The sequence below is a fragment of the Henriciella marina DSM 19595 genome (genome assembly GCF_000376805.1).
GTDB lineage: Bacteria > Pseudomonadota > Alphaproteobacteria > Caulobacterales > Hyphomonadaceae > Henriciella > Henriciella marina.
In genome coordinates this window covers 2,450,449-2,468,310 of record NZ_AQXT01000002.1, presented here as the reverse complement: position 1 = coordinate 2,468,310, position 17,862 = coordinate 2,450,449, and the positions used below count along the sequence as shown (strand labels likewise).

The following is a 17,862-nucleotide window of genomic DNA, read 5'->3' as shown; positions in this document are numbered from 1 at the left end:
CCTTAGAAGGCACGGACCGTTATGTTTAGTCGTTTTGAAGAGGCCCGCCCTTAAGCGACCCGCTCGACCATCATGTGCTTGACCTTGGCAATCGCCTTGGCCGGGTTCAGACCCTTCGGGCAGACCTGCGCACAGTTCATGATTGTGTGGCAGCGATAGAGCTTGAACGGGTCTTCAAGATCGTCGAGGCGCTCACCGGTGGCTTCGTCGCGGCTGTCGATCAACCAGCGATAGGCCTGCAGCAGAGCTGCGGGGCCGAGATACTTGTCGCCATTCCACCAATAGGACGGGCAGGACGTCGTGCAGCAGGCACAGAGAATGCACTCATAAAGCCCGTTAAGCTCATTGCGCTGTTCTTCGGACTGCTTCCATTCCTTCTCAGGTTCCGGCGTATCGGTCTTGAGGAAGGGCTGCACATAGGCGTGCTGGGCGTAGAACATGGTGAGGTCCGGCACGAGATCCTTGACCACGGGCAGGTGCGGCAGCGGCGCGATCGTGATCGACGACCCGGCAATCTCATCCCAGCCCTTGGTACAGGCAATCGTATTGTGCCCGCCAATGTTCATCGAACACGACCCGCAAACGCCTTCACGGCACGAGCGGCGGAAGGCCAGGGTCGGGTCAATATTGTTCTTGATCCAGATGAGCACATCCAGAACCATCGGCCCGCACCGGTCCATGTCGACATGGTAGGTGTCCCAGGTCGGGTTGCCGCCCACCTCCGGAGAGTAGCGGTAGATCTTGAACGCCTTGGTGTTCTTGGCGCCTTCCGGCTTTGGCCACTGCTTGCCCTTCTTGGGCGCAGAACCTCTGGGTAGTGTCAGCTGAACCATATCGCTCCCCTAGTACACGCGCGCCTTGGGCTTGATGTACTCGATGTCGTTCGACATCGTGTACTCATGCACCGGGCGGTAATCGATTGTCACCTTGCCGGCATCGTCGGCCCAAGCAAGCGTGTGCTTCATCCATTCAGTATCGTCGCGGTCCGAGAAGTCCTCACGCGCATGGGCCCCGCGGCTTTCCTTGCGGTTGGCAGCAGAGTTCACGGTGACAGCGGCCTGCGCGATGAGGTTATCGAATTCCAGGGCCTCGACCAGATCGGTATTCCAGATCATGCCGCGATCCTTGACGTCCATGCCGCCGACGCGGCCATAGATGCCTGCGATCTTCTCGACGCCCTCATCAAGGACTTCGCCGGTCCGGAAGACCGCGCAGTTTTCCTGCATCGACTTCTGCATGTCCGCTCGCAGCTGCGCGACAGGCTGGTCACCCTTCGCATTGCGGACGCGGTCAAAGCGGGCGAGGTGGCTGTCGGTCTGGCTGTCGCGCACTTCCGGCTGGCTTGCGCCCGCCTCCAGCGTGGCACCACAGCGGAGACCGGCTGCCCGGCCGAAGACCACAAGGTCAATCAGCGAGTTGGAGCCAAGACGGTTGGCGCCGTGAACCGACACACAGGCCGCTTCACCAACAGCCATGAGGCCCTGAACGACGCTATCGGGATTGTCGCCCTTCTTGGTCAGCACCTCGCCATGAAAGTTCGTTGGGATGCCGCCCATATTGTAGTGGACCGTCGGCAGGACCGGGATCGGCTCTGTCGTGACATCGACACCGGAGAAGACCTTCGCGGTTTCCGAAATGCCCGGCAGGCGCTCGGCCAGCGTTTCCGGCGGCAGGTGCTCAAGGTGAAGGTGGATGTGGTCCTTGCCCTCACCGACGCCGCGGCCTTCGCGGATCTCCACCGTCATGGCGCGCGCCACGACATCGCGGGAGGCAAGGTCCTTGGCCGATGGGGCATAGCGCTCCATGAAGCGCTCGCCCTCGGAATTGGTCAGATACCCGCCTTCGCCGCGCGCGCCTTCGGTGATGAGGCAGCCTGCGCCGTAAATGCCGGTCGGATGGAACTGGATGAACTCCATGTCCTGCAGCGGCAGGCCGGCGCGAAGCACCATGGCATTGCCATCGCCCGTGCAGGTATGCGCTGACGTACAGGAGAAGAAGGCGCGGCCATAACCGCCCGTCGCGAGGATCGTCTTCTGCGCGCGGAAGCGGTGAAGCGTGCCATCGTCGAGCTTCCAGGCGGTCACACCGCGGCACGCGCCTTCATCATCCATGATGAGGTCGAGCGCGAAATACTCGATGAAGAATTCGGTCTCTTCCTTGACGCACTGGCCGTACAGCGTGTGCAGCATGGCGTGACCGGTCCGGTCGGCGGCGGCACAGGTGCGCTGAACCGGCGGGCCTTCGCCGTATTCGGTCGTGTGGCCGCCGAACGGGCGCTGATAGATCTTGCCCTGCTCATTGCGCGAGAAGGGCATGCCCCAGTGCTCAAGCTCATAAACTGCCTTTGGCGCTTCACGGCAGAGGTATTCGATGGAGTCCTGGTCGCCGAGCCAGTCGGAACCCTTGACCGTATCGTACATGTGCCAGCGCCAGTCGTCCGGGCCCATATTGCCCAGCGAGGCGGCGATCCCGCCTTGCGCGGCAACTGTGTGCGAGCGGGTCGGGAAGACCTTGGAGATACATGCCGTTTTCAGACCTGCCTGCGCCGCGCCCAGCGCAGCACGAAGGCCAGAGCCGCCAGCGCCGACAACGACGACATCATAGGTGTGATCGACAAATTTGTAGTCAGACATGAGTGACTTTCCTTCCGGTGGCAGGACGGCTTCTTAGAGGCCTGCCGAGATCCAGACTTTCAGAACCGACAGGGCTGTGGCCGCGAAGAGTCCTACGCAGACAAATGTGTTCAGGATCAGAAGGCCCTGCTTCATGCCTGCCTTGTGGATATAATCTTCAATAATGACCTGAACACCGAGGCGCATGTGAAAGAATGCCGCGCCCAGTGTCAGAATAAGGAGGATCGCATTCCAGGGCTGCGACATCCAGACGGTCGCCCCGTCATAACCGCCGCGGGTGGCCGCGATCACGGCATAGAGGAACCACGGCACAAGGAAGAACAACGCGATGGCGGACACGCGCTGCTTGATGTGATGGCCCGTGCCAGCTTTGGCAGAACCAAGGCCGCGGGCGGCCGCAGCCGGTGTTTTGAAATCGGCGCGCATGGGCAGACCCCTAGAACAGATTGGTCGCGAGCGACCAGATGATGGCGGCGGCAACAATGCCGACGGCGAAATTGACGATGGACCAGATGCTGGCCACTTTCGGATTGAAGCCCGCCTTCGGCCCGTCCCAGATCAAATGGCGCAGGCCATTGGCCCAGTGAAAAGAGACGGACACCAGCCAGAAGAAGAGAAGGATCTGTCCCACCGGGTGCAATATGACAGTCTCGACGGCGCCATATGCTTCCTCGCCGGCGGCAAGTGAAATAATCCACATACTGACCAGCAGAGCGCCAATATAGTTGCCAACGCCGCTGACGCGATGAAAGATCGATGAGGCCATCGTCCAATGCCATTTCCACACCTGGAGGTGTGGTGACATCGGGCGTGGATCAGTCCACTCTGAACCTGACATTGGGGTCTCCCGAAACATATGTCCTGTGACACCGGGTTCTAGAAGGGTGCAGCGCGGTGTCAACGCGACAAGAAAGGTCAAATGCGTATGATTCTCCGCAGTCTCGGCACAGCAATGCTGCTTTCCCTCGCGTCGGCCGCTCCCGCAGCATCGCAATCACCACCGCAGGAAGCCGCGCGCAACGCGACCCTTGAGCAGCTGGTCATTGAATATGAGGCGCTCGTCCGCGCCATCGACCCTGCAGAAGCGGCCCGTGCGCAGAACCGGTCCCCGGACCGCTGGGCCGATATCTCACCCGAGCGCGTTGCCCGCACGGCGCGCCAGGCCCGTAGCCTTCGCGGCCGCCTTCAGAGCATCGAAGACAAGTCGACGCCTGAATGGAAAATCCTCTCGCACCTTCTCGACCGGCTGATCTCCGCCGACAGATTCGATACCGCCCGCGTTCCCTTCAATGGCGATTGGGGGTTTCAGGCCGCGCCGCTGTTTGCCGCGCGCCAGCTACGCATCGAGACTGAAGCCGATGCGGAAGCCTGGGTCGCCCGGCTTGAGGATCTGCCGCGATACTTCGAGGGCCATGTCGAAAATATGCGCCGGGGCATTGAGACCGGCTGGACGGCGCACAGCGATCCCCTGGCAACGACCATGGCCCAGATCGAAGAGCAGGCCGCGCTCTCGCCAGAGAATAGCCCGCTTTATGCCCCCCTCATCGAGCTGCCTGCTTCGATAGACGCAGAGACCGCAGAAAGCCTGCGGTCACGCGGACGCGAAGCAGTCGCCGCCGCCATAGACGCCTATCGCGGCGCGCTTGAATTCTTCGAAACCGACTATGTGCCAGCTGCGCGCGAAGAGCCCGGCGTCGGGAGTTTGCCCAGCGGGCGCGCCTATTACCGCGATGCGATCCAGAACCACACGGCGGGCGCGGGCTATTCGCCTGAAGAGATCCATGAGCTGGGCCTTGGAGAAGTCGCCAGGATCCGCGCCGGCATGGACGAAATTATTGCCGAGATTGGCTATGATGGCAGCTTTGAAGACTTTCAGGCTTTCCTCAGAAGCGATCCGCAATTTTATGCCGAGACGCCGGAAGACCTGATGGAGAAGGCCGCGCGGCTCTCAAAACGCCTCGACGCGCTCCTGCCCCGCTATTTCGCCACCCTGCCGCGCCTGACCTATGGCGTCGAAGACGTCCCCGCCGATATTGCGCCCGGCTATACAACCGGCCGCTATGCGAGCGGTGATCCGGAAAAGGGCATTGCGGGGACGTATCTGGTCAATACCTACGCCCTCGACCAGCGCCCGCTTTACGAACTGCCAGCCCTTTCCGCGCACGAAGCGGTGCCCGGACATCACCTCCAGATTTCCCTCGCGCAGGAAATGGAAAATGTGCCGCGTTTCCGGCAGGACTATTACGCCACCGCCTTTGGCGAGGGCTGGGGCCTTTATGCCGAGAAGCTCGCTGGCGAGGCAGGATTTTATGAGACGCCCTATGAGCGGTTCGGCCAGCTCTCTTACGAAATGTGGCGCGCCTGTCGGCTGGTCGCCGATACCGGGCTTCACTGGTATGGCTGGTCTCGCGAAGAGGCAGAGGCCTGCTTTCTTGAAAACTCCGCGCTCTCGCCCCTCAATATCGAAACTGAAGTCACCCGCTATATTGGCTGGCCCGGACAGGCGACGGCCTACAAGGTAGGTGAGCTGAAAATCCTGGAGCTGCGCGAGATTGCCCGCGAGGCACTGGGCGAGGACTTCGACATCCGCACCTTCCACGACGCCGTCCTTGGCGCAGGTTCCCTGCCGCTTGATGCGCTGGAGGCGCGCATAGCGGACTGGATCGACACACAGCTTGAATAGGCGCCCAGTCCGGCAGTTCGGTGCCGGGGCGCCTTGACAGGAAACTACGACAGGCAGGCCTTAAGCCTGCTTGCGCATGAGGCCGGGCCGCGCCACATGGGCGAGCCATGTATCGCTTCTTCGAACGCCGTCTGAACCCTTTTCCGCAAAGCCTCGATGGCTTGCCGCCCGACCGGTTTCTGGCGTTCGTCTGGCATTATGTCCGCGGTGCGGTCCCGTGGCTTGTTGCCATGTCAATCTTTACCGCGATCATCGCCGTCGGAGAGGTCGCCCTTTTTGGCTTTCTTGGCGGGATCGTCGACTGGCTGGCAGAGGCGGACCGCGAGGGCTTTGTCCAGCGTGAAGCCGGCACATTAATGATGATGGGCGCGGTGCTGCTGATCGGCCTTCCGCTCGCAACGCTGATCCAGGGGCTGATCGTTTATCAGGGCCTGATGAGCAATGTCCCGATGAGCGCGCGCTGGCGCATGCACCGCCAGATGCTGGGCCAATCCATGGGCTTTTTCGGCAATGAGTTCGCAGGCCGTGTCGCCACGAAAGTGATGCAGACCGCCTTGTCGGTGCGCGAGACCGTGATGAAGGTCCTCGACGTTTTCGTCTTTGTGATCGTCTATTTCGTGTCTGCGCTGGCCCTCGTCGCGAGCGCGGACTGGCGCCTCACCCTGCCGCTTATCCTGTGGGCGGCGGTCTATGGCGTCATCATGTTTTTATATGTTCCCCGGCTCGGCAAGGTCGCACAGGATCAGGCCGATGCGCGCTCCATCATGACGGGCCGCATCGTCGACTCGTACACGAATATCCAGACCGTGAAGCTGTTCGCCCATTCCGGCCTTGAGGAAGACTATGCCAAGGGCAGCATGTCAGGCTTTCTCGGCACCGTGTACCGCCAGATGCGGCTGGTCACGAGCCTCAATGCCATTGTCTATCTCAACAATTCGCTCCTGGTTTTCCTGATTACGGCAGGCGGGCTCTATCTCTGGCTGGGCGAGCTTGTGAGCGCGGGCGCTGTGGCCGCTGCCGTCGGTCTGGCGCTGCGTATCAAATCCATGTCGCAATGGATCATGTGGGAGGTCGCGGCCCTCTTCGAGAATATCGGCGTGGTCTATGATGGCATGTCGATGCTGAAAAAGCCGGTCGCCGTGGAAGACCGCGAGGGGGCAACAGCGCTCCCACCCGTCAGCGGCGCTGTGCGCTTTGAGGATGTGACCTTCCACTATGGCAAGGGCAGCGGTGTCATTGAAGGCCTCAACCTCGACATTGCGGCTGGCGAAAAGATCGGCCTTGTCGGGCGCTCGGGCGCAGGCAAGACGACGCTCACCAATCTTCTCCTGCGCTTCTATGATGCCGAAACCGGACGCCTCCTCATCGATGGCCATGACATCGCCGGCGTCACGCAGGACTCGCTTCGCTCACAGATCGGTGTGGTGACGCAGGATACATCGCTCCTGCATCGCTCGATCCGCGAGAACATTGCCTATGGCCGCCCTGGCGCAAGCGATGCCGAGATTCTTGCCGCCGCCCGCCGGGCCGAAGCGCTGGGCTTCATCGAGACGCTTGAAGATGCCCAAGGCCGTCTCGGGCTCGACGCGCATGTCGGCGAACGCGGCGTGAAACTGTCCGGCGGCCAGCGCCAGCGCATCGCCATCGCGCGCATCTTCCTCAAGGACGCCCCTATCCTGATCCTGGACGAGGCGACCTCTGCGCTGGACTCCGAGGTTGAGGGCGCCATTCAGGACAGCCTGTTTGAACTGATGCAGGGCAAGACCGTATTTGCCATCGCCCACCGGCTTTCCACCATCGCCGCCATGGACCGCCTGATCGTGCTGGACCGCGGCGTAATTGTCGAACAGGGCACGCATGAAGCGCTCGTCGCAGACGGCGGGCTTTACGCAGACCTCTGGTCGCGCCAGTCCGGCGGTTTCCTTGTCGAACCCGAGCCCGCCCCCGAACCTTCCGAAGAGACTGTCTGATGAAGCTGACCATACTTGAAACCGGCTTGCCGCCTGAGGCCATGCGCGATGACTGGCCACGCTATCCGGCCATGTTCGAAGACCTGATTTCCCCTCACCTGCCGGGCCTGACCTGTGAAAGCGTGGCCATAAGTCAGGGCGAACCTTTCCCGGACCTTGAGAGCGTTGACGCGCTTCTTGTCACCGGCTCTGCGGCCGGCGTTTACGAGACCCATGACTGGATGGCGCCGCTGCTCAATTACATCCAGCTCGCGGCGGCAAAGGGCGTGCCGCAGATCGGCGTCTGTTTCGGTCATCAGGCCGTCGCCAAGGCGCTCGGCGCAAAGGTCGACAAATCTGACAAGGGCTGGGGGCTTGGCCGCCACGTCTATGATGTCTGCGAGCATCCAGGCTGGATGGGCGATTTCACCGGCGACACCTTTTCGCTCGGCGTCAGCCATCAGGACCAGGTGCAAAGCCTGCCGCCCGGCGCAAGCGTCGTGGCGCGGTCGGACTTCACCCCCTATGCGGTGCTCGATTATGGCCGCGTCCCGGCCATCAGCTTTCAGGGCCACCCGGAATTCAGCGCGGGCTTCTGCTGCGCGCTCTACAATGTGAGGCGCAATGCCGCTTTCAGTGCAGACCGCGTCGACGAAGCATGCGAAAGCCTGGAGACATCGGTCGACAATGACCGGGTCGCCGACTGGATGGCGCGCTTCCTGAAAGCGAACGTGCAGAGCAAATAAAGCTCGGCAAGGCTGGAAAAGCGTCATCTTTTCATGCCATCACAGGTAGCAGATAGTTCAAGGAGACATGGGCCCATGATGCCGAAGCCGCGTGCAGACATCACTGCCAATTCGATCGAGTTCGAAACCCTGCCCCTCGTGAAGCCCACGGGCTTTCGCGAATATGATGCGCGCTGGTGGTTCGGCATTCCGAGCAGCGACAAGGCCCCGGACCTCAATCTGCTGGGCGCCGAAGCCCTCGGCCTTGGCATGGCGACCCTTTTCCATGAGCTCGGCGTTCAGCCAAAAGTTGTGACAGGTCATGACTTCCGCTCGATCTCCCTGCCGATCAAGAATGCGCTGAAGCTTGGCCTCGTCGCAGGCGGCTGCGAGGTTCTGGATGTCGGCCTCGCGCTCAGCCCCATGGTCTACTGGGCCCAGTTCGAGCTTGATGCCGATTGCTGCGCCATGGTTACCGCCAGCCATAATGAGAATGGCTGGACCGGCGTGAAGATGGGCGCAAACAAGCCGCTCACCTTTGGCCCTGACGAAATGGGCCGCCTGAAAGAGATCGTGCTCAGCGGCAACTTCCAGCCGCGCGCTGGCGGCGGCGCTTTCCGGGTCGATGGCCTGCGCGAGAAATATATCGCATCGGTCTCCGAAGGCGTTTCGCTTAAGCGGAAACTAAGGGTGATCGCTGCGTGCGGGAATGGCACAGCGGGTGCGTTCGCGCCGGATGCGCTGCGCGCGATGGGCGCCGACGTCATCGAGATGGACTGCAATCTCGACAACACCTTCCCGAAATACAATCCGAACCCCGAAGACTCCAAGATGCTCCACGAAATGGCGAAGGCCGTGAAGGAGCATGGCGCCGACGTCGCGCTTGGTTTTGATGGCGACGGCGACCGCTGCGGCGTGGTCGACAATACTGGCGAGGAAATCTTTGCCGACAAGATCGGCCTGATGCTGGCGCGCGACCTTTCAAAGGTGCATCCGGGCGCAAAATTCGTGGTCGATGTGAAGTCGACCGGCCTCTACAAGACCGACCCGGTCCTCAAAGAGAACGGCTCGACCGTCGATTATTACAAGACCGGCCATTCCTACATCAAACGCCGCACAACAGAGCTTGGCGCGCTGGCAGGCTTTGAGAAGTCCGGCCACTTTTTCTTCCGCCCCCCAATCGGGCTTGGTTATGATGATGGCATCGTCGCCGCTGGCGCGATCCTGCAGATGCTCGACCGCAACCCGGACAAGACGATGGCCGACCTCAAGGATGAGCTTGGCATTGCCTATACCTCGCTCACCATGTCGCCGCATTGCGATGATGAGCTGAAATATCAGGTCATCGACAAGATGGTCGCCGAATATGAAAGCATGGCGGGCAAGGAAATTCTCGGCCGCAAAGTCGTCGATGTGAACACCGTCAATGGCGCCCGCGTGACGTTGGACGATGGGTCGTGGGTGCTGGTACGCGCCTCATCGAACAAGCCTGAACTGGTTGTCGTGGTCGAGAGCCTTCAGTCGGCCGATGACATGCGCGATCTCTTCCACAAGGAGGTCAAACCCCGCCTCGGCAAGCACAAGGACGTCGGGGAATACAATCAGGAAATCTGAGGCGTTCGGCGTTGATCCTTTCCTCTCTTATACTTTTCGATCATGCGGCGCTTCCAATCATCATAATCAACGGTCTCTAATTTCTTTTGGATTTGAAAGTAGCGCTCATAATGAGCGTTATAATCTCGCGGAAAAGCATCGCCTCCTGAGACCAAGTCGTGAACGATATCTGCTAGGATATCAATCAACTTGGCTTTGAACTGGGATGTGAGGGCGTTCTCTGCATGAATTGCCTGTATCATTCTAGGATTGATATCGTCGCCTGCGGCGTTCAGAGCCCTGACCCATTGACCGTGAGCGAGCTTGTTTCTCATTTCAATAATTGGTTTGAGGTGAGTATCGACCGATGACGTTATCCTGTCGTATCTCGCGCGAGTATCGGCGTTCACATGAGGCTCTTCAACATTGCGCCTGGCGCTGTTGATATACCGATTTTGAAAACCCGTTTTGATTACGGTGAGCCATTGGTCGTATTGAGTTCCGCTTTGTACCAACGCTCTATCCGCCTCCGACAACCCGCCGGGCTCATAGACGAGTTTATTTAGGCGACACTCTGCCCAGGCCCCCGTCAAAAGAAGGACTGTCTTTAGGTGAACATCCGCCGTCGCATCATTCGTGGCCGACAAAGCTTGTTTCATCGATAGGCGTGTGTGCGTGAGAGCGGTTTCAATAGCCCTGAGGTTTTTTACGTGTGCGCGGTAAAGCTGATGAGAAGTTTGCGGCATATGACCCCCGGTCACCAAAAGGTAGCAAGTTGAACCTACCTTTTGGTGACCGGGAATCGAACCCAGCTAGGCTCCTATCGTGAGATAGGCGTGTTTCCATTACACCATCACCCGCGATCAAGATGAAGTCGAAATCGAGAAAGTCAATCTTCAGAATCCCCATTCCACTTGACGTTCTGGCATAAAAATCGCACCCCTCGCCGCAACTTCTGAAGACCTTTTGAGTACAGGATCCAAGCCATGCGCGTAGCGATGATCGGGACAGGCTATGTTGGCCTTGTGAGCGGGGCATGTTTTGCCGACTTCGGCCATGTCGTGACCTGCGTCGACAAGGATGCAAGCAAGATCGAACGCCTGAAAAAGGGTGAGATTCCAATTTATGAGCCGGGACTCGATGATCTGGTCGGCCAGAACGTCGAAGCTGGCCGCCTGACCTTCACGACAGAAGCGAAAGATGCGATCGCAGAGGCCGATGCGGTTTTCATCGCCGTTGGCACGCCGTCGCGCCGCGGCGATGGCCATGCAGACCTCTCCTATGTCTATGCCGCCGCCAAGGAAATCGCCGGCCTCATGGAAGGCTTTACGGTTGTCGTAACCAAATCGACCGTTCCGGTCGGCACGGGAGACGAGGTTGAAGCCATCATCCGTGAGACCAATCCGGACGCCGATTTCGCGGTTGTATCGAACCCTGAATTCCTGCGCGAAGGCGCCGCCATCAAGGACTTCAAGATCCCTGACCGCGTTGTGGTTGGCACTGACAGTGAACGCGCCCGCGAACGGATGCGGGAGCTTTACCGCCCGCTCTTCCTTAATGAGACGCCGATCCTGTTCACCAGCCGGCGGACTTCAGAGCTGATCAAATATGCGGCGAACGCTTTCCTCGCCGTGAAGATCACCTTCATCAACGAGATGGCCGACCTCTGCGAAGCGGTGGGCGCGAATGTGCAGGAAGTGTCTCGCGGGATCGGCCTTGATGGCCGGATCGGACGTAAATTCCTCAATGCAGGCCCCGGCTATGGCGGCTCCTGCTTTCCGAAAGATACGCTCGCCCTCACCAAGACGGCAAATGACTACAAGACGCCGGTCCGCATCGTCGACACCGTGGTCGAGGTCAACGCCGCCCGCAAGAAGGCGATGGCGGACAAGATCATCAAGGCGATGGACGGCGACGTCAAAGGCAAGACGATTGGTGTCCTGGGCCTCGCCTTCAAGCAGAATACCGATGACATGCGCGATGCGCCGTCGCTCGATATTATCCCGGCCCTCATCGAGGCGGGCGCGCATGTGAAGGCATATGACCCTGAAGCCATGCACGAAGCCAAAAAGCTGATGAGCGGGCTCGACTATGCCGAGAACGCCTATGGCGCCATCGAGGGCGCGGACGCCATGGTTATCATCACCGAATGGGACCAGTTCCGCGCGCTGGATTTTGACCGCGTGAAAGAGAGCCTAAAAGGCAATGTCATCGTCGACCTGCGCAATATCTATTCGCCGGAAGATATGGAGAAGCGCGGCTTCGATTATACAAGTGTGGGACGACCTTAGATGCATCTGGCTAACCGCGTTCTCGTCACCGGCGGGGCCGGTTTCATCGGCTCGTATCTTTGTGAGCGGCTGCTCGATGAGGGCGCCGAAGTGCTCTGTGTCGACAATTTCTTCACGGGCACACGGTCCAATGTGGCCCACCTACTTGGCAATCCGCGCTTTGAGCTGATGCGCCATGATGTGACGTTTCCGCTCTTCGTCGAGATCGACCAGATTTACAATATGGCCTGCCCGGCAAGCCCCATCCATTACCAGTTCGACCCGGTGCAGACGACCAAGACATCGGTTCACGGCGCCATCAACATGCTCGGTCTCGCCAAGCGGACACGGGCGCGGATCCTCCAGGCCTCGACCTCTGAAATCTATGGCGACCCTGAAATCCATCCGCAGGAAGAAAGCTATTGGGGCAATGTGAACCCGATTGGCCCGCGCAGCTGCTATGACGAAGGCAAACGCTGCGCCGAGACGCTGTGCTTCGACTATCACCGCCAGCACGGGGTTGAGATCAAGGTCGCGCGGATCTTCAACACTTATGGCCCGCGCATGCACCCCAATGATGGGCGCGTCGTGTCCAATTTCCTCATGCAGGCGCTGCGCGGCGAAGACATCACCATCTATGGCGATGGCAGCCAGACCCGCAGCTTCTGCTATGTCGACGATCTGGTGGATGGGCTGATCGGCCTGATGAATACGGGGCCGGAGGTCACAGGCCCGATCAATCTCGGCAATCCGGGCGAGTTCACCATCAAGCAGCTGGCCGAACTTGTCATCGAGATGACGGGCGCGAAATCACAGCTTGTCCAGAAACCGCTGCCGCAGGACGATCCCCGCAAGCGCAAGCCGGATATCACCCGCGCAAGGGACACGCTCGGCTGGGAGCCGGAGGTGAAACTCCGCGATGGCCTCGAAAAGACGATCGCCTATTTCAGGCAGCTTCACCAGGCCGCCTAGCCGGATGGCCTCATCATTGCTAAAGCCCCTGCAGACCCGCAGGAGGCTGCCATGAAATTCTTTGTCGACACCGCTGACACCGGCGAAATCAAGTCGCTCGCAGAGGCGGGCCTGATCGATGGCGTGACAACCAACCCGTCGCTGATCGCGAAATCCGCCCGCAAGATGTCGGATGTGATCGCAGAGATATGCGACCTGACATCCGGCCATGTCAGCGCCGAAGTCGTCGCCACAGATTTCGACACGATGCTGAGCGAAGGCCGCAAGCTGCAGGCGATTGCCGAGAATGTCGCCGTGAAACTGCCGCTGACCATGGACGGCCTCAAGGCCTGCCGGACCCTGAGCGATGCAGGCACGGCGGTAAACGTCACGCTCTGCTTTTCGGCCAATCAGGCCCTGCTCGCGGCCAAAGCAGGCGCAACCTATATCTCGCCCTTCATTGGCCGGCTGGACGATATGAATATCGACGGCATGGAAGTGATCGAAGACATTCGGACCATTTATGACAATTATGGCTTCGAGACCGAAATCCTTGCCGCATCGATCCGCAACGCCAATCACGTGAAACTGTCGGCGCTGGCCGGCGCGGATGTCGCAACCCTGCCGCCAAATGTGTTGCGCGGACTTGCCGATCATCCGCTGACCGACAAGGGGCTTGCCGCCTTTCTGGCTGACGCGAAGAAGGCCGGCATCGAAATTTGACGCGGCCCCAGGCTTTTCATTCCCGGGGCGCTCGGAAACCGCCGCGCCCGAAACATCAGACCCAAGAGGTGATTTTTGACTGATACCCGATTTGACGTGGTTGGCCTTGGCAACGCGATCGTCGACGTCTTTGCCAGCGTGGAAGACTCCTTCCTCGAAGAGCATGACATCCGCAAGAATGGCATGACGCTTATCGATGAAGATCGCGCAGACGCGCTGGTCCAGGCCGCGCCGGAAGGCCCGCAACTGTCAGGCGGCTCAGGCGCCAATACGATTGTCGGCATTTCAAGCTTTGGCGGCCGCGCCGGCTATATCGGCAAGGTCGCGAAGGACCCGCTCGGCGATGTCTTTCGCAAGGACATGAATGAGAGCGGCATTCCCTTCGAAACGCATGCGCTTGAGGATGGCCCGGCCACCGCGCGCTGTGTCGTCTTCGTGACGCCAGATGGCGCGCGCAGCATGAATACCTTCCTTGGCGCGTCAGTGCTTTTCTCACCGACCGATATCCAGGAAGACATGGTTCGCGACGCAGCGATCCTTTATCTGGAAGGCTATCTCTTCGATCAGGAAGCCGCCAAGGCCGCCTTCGTACATGCCTCCGAGATTGCCAAGGCCGCAGGCCGCAAGGTTGCCCTGACCCTCTCTGATGGCTTCTGCGTCGAGCGCCATCGCGATAGCTTCCTCCACCTCATCAAGAACCATATCGATCTTGTCTTTGCCAATGAGGACGAGGCGCTGTCGCTCTATCAGACCGAAGATTTCGATGAGGCCGTCGCCCGCATGCGTGAGGATACGGGTCTTGCGGCGATCACAAGGTCCGAAAAAGGGTCTGTGGTGATCGGGCCTGATGGCGTCGTTGCTGTCGCTGCTGAACCCGTTTCAAAGGTCGTCGATACGACCGGTGCCGGCGACCAGTATGCGGCAGGCTTTCTCTTCGGTGTCAGCCGTGAGCTGCCGCTTGAGACATGTGCTCGCCTTGGCCACATCGCGGCGGCGGAAGTGATCTCTCATTACGGGCCGCGTCCGGAAACGCCCTACGCTGAGCTCGCCCGCAAAGCAGGCATCAGCATCTAACGGCCTGCCGCTCGGCCGTGTCGTGAACATCAAGGCTAATTTTATCTAAACCTATTGAAGGCCCTATGTCCGGCAAGATCCGGCATAGGGCTTTTTTTATGGGCACAGCAGACAATCTTGAGCGAGAGCTGCCGTACCTCCGCCGCTATACCCGCGCCGTTACCGGGAGCAGCATGCAGGGTGACGCGCTTGTCGAGACTGCGCTTGCGCCCTTCCGCAAATCCGGCGCTGAGGCGGTTGACCGCGTCGGCTTGTTCCGGCGCGTCGAAGAAATGATCAACGCCGCGTTTCCCGAGAAGACGGCTACTGTCGGCATGGACCCCGCCTCCAGGTCGAGGCGCGCCTTGCTGCTGACCGTGATGGAAGGGTTCCCTGTTTCGGATGCGGCTACCATCATGGCGTGCGATGCTGCAGAGGTCAGCGAGCTTGTCCGCGCCGCCGAAAACGACCTGCCTGAAGCGCTCGCAACCACGGTGTTTGTTATTGAGGATGAGCCGCTTGTCGCCGCCCACATAACACAGATCGCTAGCGACCTCGGGCACACAGTGCTCGGCCAGGCCGTTACGCGGGATCAGGCGGTCGAGCGGTGCCTCGCCCTCAAACCGAAACTGCTGCTCGCAGATATCCAGCTCGCGGACGGCTCTTCTGGTGCGGATGCCGCCGCCATCATTACCGAAACCCTGAATATCCCGGTCGTGTTCATCACCGCCTATCCGCAGCTGCTTCTCGCCAGCCGCGACGGGGAGCCTGCTTACCTCATTCCAAAGCCCTTTCGCAATGAAATGGTGAAGGCCGTCATAGGCCAAGCCCTTTTACAGAAGGCGGCGGTCTGTGCGGAAAGAAAATAGCCGGCACTGATCAGGTGCCGGCTTTAAAGTGGGGGGGTCGAAGATGAAGAATAAATGCTTCTCATACCCTATGCGCAGCGCTGCTGGATCGTTCCAATAAAGCTGGGTGCCCCGCCGCCAGTGGACTGCATCAGCTCCGGCTTCGCGGCGGCGGCAAATCAGTCTATCGCCGGTTTTCATGAAATGGCGTGAGCTTGAAGATGACTGGTGTCCCGTGGCGCGGACCCTCTCCCTTGTCGGAGACCGGTGGACCCTGCTCATCCTGCGGGACTGCCTGCTTGGTCATGCGCGCTTTGATGAGTTTGCCCAATCGACCGGCGCGACCAGGCATATCCTCGCATCCAGGCTGAAGCGCCTCGTCTCGGCGGGGCTTCTCGACCGCAAGCTCTATCAGGAGCGGCCAAACAGGTACGAATACCTCCTCACCGAGCGCGGTCTCGAGCTTGCGCCTGCGCTCGAAACCTTTCGCGACTGGGGCCGCACCCACCTGCCTGTTCGCCGTAGCGTCCAGGCCGGACCTAAAGAATGAATTTCGAGAGGTCCGTGTTGCCCGCGAGATCGGATAGCTGGGCATCGACATAGTCAGCGGTAATCGTCACCGTCTCGCCGCCCCTGTCATTTGCCGTAAAGCTTATCTCATCAAGCAGGCGCTCGAGAACCGTCTGAAGGCGGCGCGCCCCGATATTCTCGACCGTGTCGTTCACGCGAACGGCGACATCTGCCAGCGCATCGATAGCAGCGTCTTCGAACTGGAGATCTACGCCTTCTGCCTTCATCAGCGCCTGATGCTGGCGAATGAGAGAGGCTTCAGGCTCCACCAGAATGCGGCGCATGTCAGCGCGGCTTAAGGGTTTCAGCTCAACCCGGATCGGCAGGCGGCCCTGAAGTTCTGGCAGCATGTCAGAGGGTTTCGAAACGTGGAAGGCGCCCGAGGCAATGAAGAGGATGTGGTCTGTGCGGACCGGGCCACGCTTGGTGGAGACGGTTGTGCCTTCGATCAGGGGCAGAAGGTCGCGCTGCACGCCTTCGCGGGAGACGTCAGCGCCGCTGCGATTGCTGCCACCGGCGACCTTGTCGATCTCATCGAGGAAGACGATGCCATCGGATTCAACAAGGCGGATCGCTTCGCGCGTGACGCTTTCCTCATCGATCAGCTTGTCGGCCTCTTCCCCGATCAGGGGCTTGTAAGCGTCGCGAACAGTGGTGCGAACGCGCTTTGTGCGCCCGCCCATAGCTTTGCCGAGGAGGTCGGTGAGGTTCACCATCCCCATCGAGCCGCCGCCGCCCGGAATATCCATCATCGGCATGCCAGAGCCGGTGTCCTGAAGCTCGATATCGATGTCGCGGTCGTCCAGCTCACCGTCGCGCAATTTGCGGCGGAAGGTTTCGCGCGTCGAGGCCTGGGCCTCTTCGCCAACGAGGGAGTCCAGAAGCCGCTTTTCAGCGGCTTCCCGGGCCTGCTCATCAACCAGCTTCCGGCGCTGTGTCTTCACCATGCCTACAGCGGATTCGACCAGATCGCGGATGATCTGTTCAACATCGCGGCCGACATAACCTACCTCAGTGAATTTGGTCGCCTCAACCTTGAGGAAGGGCGCATTGGCAAGCTTGGCAAGACGGCGCGAAACCTCTGTCTTGCCGACGCCGGTCGGGCCGATCATCAGGATGTTCTTTGGCGTGATCTCATCGCGCAGGTCTTCCGGGGCCTGCTTGCGGCGCCAGCGATTGCGCAGGGCCAGAGCGACGGCGCGTTTGGCGTCTCCCTGCCCGACAATGTGGCGGTCCAGTTCGGCGACGATTTCCCTGGGGGTCAAGATTTCCATCAGTCTTTCAGGTCCAGTTTCTCAATCGAGAAGTTTGAATTTGTGTAGACGCAGATGTCCGCGGCGATTTCCATCGCCTGGCGGCCAAGCGTCTCGGCATCTTTTTCATAGGCATAGAGCGCGCGGGCAGCAGACAGCGCATAATTACCGCCAGAGCCGACAGCGACGACATTGTGCTCAGGCTCAAGCACGTCGCCTGCGCCCGTGATGACCAGCGTCACGTCACGGTCAGCCACAATCAGCAGGGCTTCCAGTTTCTGCAGGTATTTCTCTGTGCGCCAGTCCTTGGCGAGCTCGACGGCGGCGCGCTGAAGCTGGTTGGGAAACCGCTCAAGTTTCTGCTCAAGCCGCTCGAAAAGGGTGAAGGCATCGGCTGTGGCGCCCGCGAACCCGGCCAGGATATCGCCCTTGCCGAGGCGGCGGACCTTTCGCGCATTGCCCTTCATGACGGTTTGACCCATCGACACCTGGCCATCGCTCAGGATGACGACGTGGTCTTCGGTGCGCACGGCCAGGATAGTTGTCCCGTGCCAGGGCGCTGAACGCTGTGTATCTTGATCTGTCACGCTGGCTGATGTGGCGCAGAGGGG

General features: G+C 60.1%; 17 protein-coding genes and 1 tRNA gene. 10 read left to right on the top strand and 8 right to left on the bottom strand.

All coding sequences use genetic code 11. From position 1 onward, the window contains the following. Nucleotides 1-50: 50 nt before the first annotated feature. From F550_RS0112225 to sdhC, 4 genes are read right to left on the bottom strand one after another with little or no spacing between them, the layout of a single operon-like run. Nucleotides 51-833: a succinate dehydrogenase iron-sulfur subunit gene (locus F550_RS0112225; RefSeq protein ID WP_018148850.1), complete on the bottom strand. Its 783-nt coding sequence runs from the start codon at nucleotides 831-833 to the stop codon at nucleotides 51-53. A 9-nt stretch (nucleotides 834-842) separates the two neighbouring features. Next, nucleotides 843-2,633: a succinate dehydrogenase flavoprotein subunit gene (gene sdhA, locus F550_RS0112220; RefSeq protein ID WP_018148849.1), complete on the bottom strand. Its 1,791-nt coding sequence runs from the start codon at nucleotides 2,631-2,633 to the stop codon at nucleotides 843-845. Nucleotides 2,634-2,666: 33 nt separating this feature from the next. Beyond that, nucleotides 2,667-3,059 carry a succinate dehydrogenase, hydrophobic membrane anchor protein gene (gene sdhD, locus F550_RS0112215; protein ID WP_018148848.1) on the bottom strand — a complete coding sequence of 131 codons (393 nt, stop codon included), beginning with the start codon at nucleotides 3,057-3,059 and terminating at the stop codon, nucleotides 2,667-2,669. 10 nt (nucleotides 3,060-3,069) lie between these two features. Beyond that, on the bottom strand, nucleotides 3,070-3,471 hold the full coding sequence (gene sdhC / locus F550_RS0112210; RefSeq protein ID WP_026180751.1) for a succinate dehydrogenase, cytochrome b556 subunit: 402 nt from the start codon (nucleotides 3,469-3,471) through the stop codon (nucleotides 3,070-3,072). 81 nt (nucleotides 3,472-3,552) lie between these two features. Here sdhC and F550_RS0112205 point away from each other — a divergent pair, with 81 nt between their 5' ends. The 4 genes from F550_RS0112205 (at nucleotide 3,553) to F550_RS0112190 (ending at nucleotide 9,604) form a co-directional block, all read left to right on the top strand. Further along, nucleotides 3,553-5,316, top strand: coding sequence for a DUF885 domain-containing protein (locus tag F550_RS0112205; RefSeq protein WP_018148846.1), 1,764 nt, complete (start codon nucleotides 3,553-3,555; stop codon nucleotides 5,314-5,316). Nucleotides 5,317-5,423: 107 nt separating this feature from the next. Continuing rightward, nucleotides 5,424-7,286 (top strand): ABC transporter ATP-binding protein, encoded by a 1,863-nt coding sequence (locus tag F550_RS0112200; protein ID WP_018148845.1) that lies wholly within the window; start codon nucleotides 5,424-5,426, stop codon nucleotides 7,284-7,286. Beyond that, nucleotides 7,286-8,011, top strand: coding sequence for a type 1 glutamine amidotransferase (locus tag F550_RS0112195; protein WP_018148844.1), 726 nt, complete (start codon nucleotides 7,286-7,288; stop codon nucleotides 8,009-8,011). The genes F550_RS0112200 and F550_RS0112195 overlap by 1 nt, the downstream gene beginning before the upstream one ends. A 78-nt stretch (nucleotides 8,012-8,089) precedes the next feature. Further along, a complete protein-coding gene (locus F550_RS0112190; protein WP_026180750.1) occupies nucleotides 8,090-9,604 on the top strand; it encodes a phosphomannomutase/phosphoglucomutase in 1,515 nt (504 codons plus the stop codon). Here F550_RS0112190 and F550_RS0112185 read toward each other — a convergent pair. Both F550_RS0112185 and F550_RS19205 read right to left on the bottom strand, forming a co-directional pair. Further along, on the bottom strand, nucleotides 9,592-10,329 hold the full coding sequence (locus F550_RS0112185; protein ID WP_156807931.1) for a hypothetical protein: 738 nt from the start codon (nucleotides 10,327-10,329) through the stop codon (nucleotides 9,592-9,594). The two genes, F550_RS0112190 and F550_RS0112185, sit on opposite strands and share 13 nt — an antisense overlap. 42 nt (nucleotides 10,330-10,371) lie before the next feature. Continuing rightward, a tRNA-OTHER gene (locus F550_RS19205) sits at nucleotides 10,372-10,443 on the bottom strand. A 126-nt stretch (nucleotides 10,444-10,569) separates the two neighbouring features. On the opposite strand from F550_RS19205, the gene F550_RS0112180 reads away from it, so the two are divergent. The 6 genes from F550_RS0112180 (at nucleotide 10,570) to F550_RS0112150 (ending at nucleotide 15,978) form a co-directional block, all read left to right on the top strand. Beyond that, complete coding sequence (locus F550_RS0112180; protein WP_018148841.1) at nucleotides 10,570-11,874, top strand: UDP-glucose dehydrogenase family protein; 1,305 nt, start codon at nucleotides 10,570-10,572, stop codon at nucleotides 11,872-11,874. After that, nucleotides 11,875-12,825 carry a UDP-glucuronic acid decarboxylase family protein gene (locus F550_RS0112175; RefSeq protein ID WP_018148840.1) on the top strand — a complete coding sequence of 317 codons (951 nt, stop codon included), beginning with the start codon at nucleotides 11,875-11,877 and terminating at the stop codon, nucleotides 12,823-12,825. A 51-nt stretch (nucleotides 12,826-12,876) separates the two neighbouring features. Further along, nucleotides 12,877-13,527 (top strand): fructose-6-phosphate aldolase, encoded by a 651-nt coding sequence (gene fsa / locus F550_RS0112170; protein ID WP_018148839.1) that lies wholly within the window; start codon nucleotides 12,877-12,879, stop codon nucleotides 13,525-13,527. A 75-nt stretch (nucleotides 13,528-13,602) separates the two neighbouring features. Further along, nucleotides 13,603-14,601 carry an adenosine kinase gene (locus F550_RS0112165; RefSeq protein WP_018148838.1) on the top strand — a complete coding sequence of 333 codons (999 nt, stop codon included), beginning with the start codon at nucleotides 13,603-13,605 and terminating at the stop codon, nucleotides 14,599-14,601. A gap of 98 nt (nucleotides 14,602-14,699) precedes the next feature. Continuing rightward, nucleotides 14,700-15,449, top strand: coding sequence for a PhyR family response regulator anti-anti-sigma factor (locus tag F550_RS0112160; RefSeq protein ID WP_026180749.1), 750 nt, complete (start codon nucleotides 14,700-14,702; stop codon nucleotides 15,447-15,449). A gap of 178 nt (nucleotides 15,450-15,627) precedes the next feature. Next, nucleotides 15,628-15,978 carry a winged helix-turn-helix transcriptional regulator gene (locus F550_RS0112150; RefSeq protein ID WP_018148835.1) on the top strand — a complete coding sequence of 117 codons (351 nt, stop codon included), beginning with the start codon at nucleotides 15,628-15,630 and terminating at the stop codon, nucleotides 15,976-15,978. Here the strand turns inward: F550_RS0112150 and hslU are convergent. Both hslU and hslV read right to left on the bottom strand, forming a co-directional pair. Continuing rightward, a complete protein-coding gene (gene hslU, locus F550_RS0112145) occupies nucleotides 15,968-17,272 on the bottom strand; it encodes an ATP-dependent protease ATPase subunit HslU (protein ID WP_018148834.1) in 1,305 nt (434 codons plus the stop codon). The genes F550_RS0112150 and hslU overlap by 11 nt on opposite strands. Next, a complete protein-coding gene (gene hslV, locus F550_RS0112140) occupies nucleotides 17,272-17,838 on the bottom strand; it encodes an ATP-dependent protease subunit HslV (RefSeq protein WP_026180748.1) in 567 nt (188 codons plus the stop codon). Before hslV ends, hslU begins: the two co-directional genes overlap by 1 nt. Nucleotides 17,839-17,862: the final 24 nt, after the last annotated feature.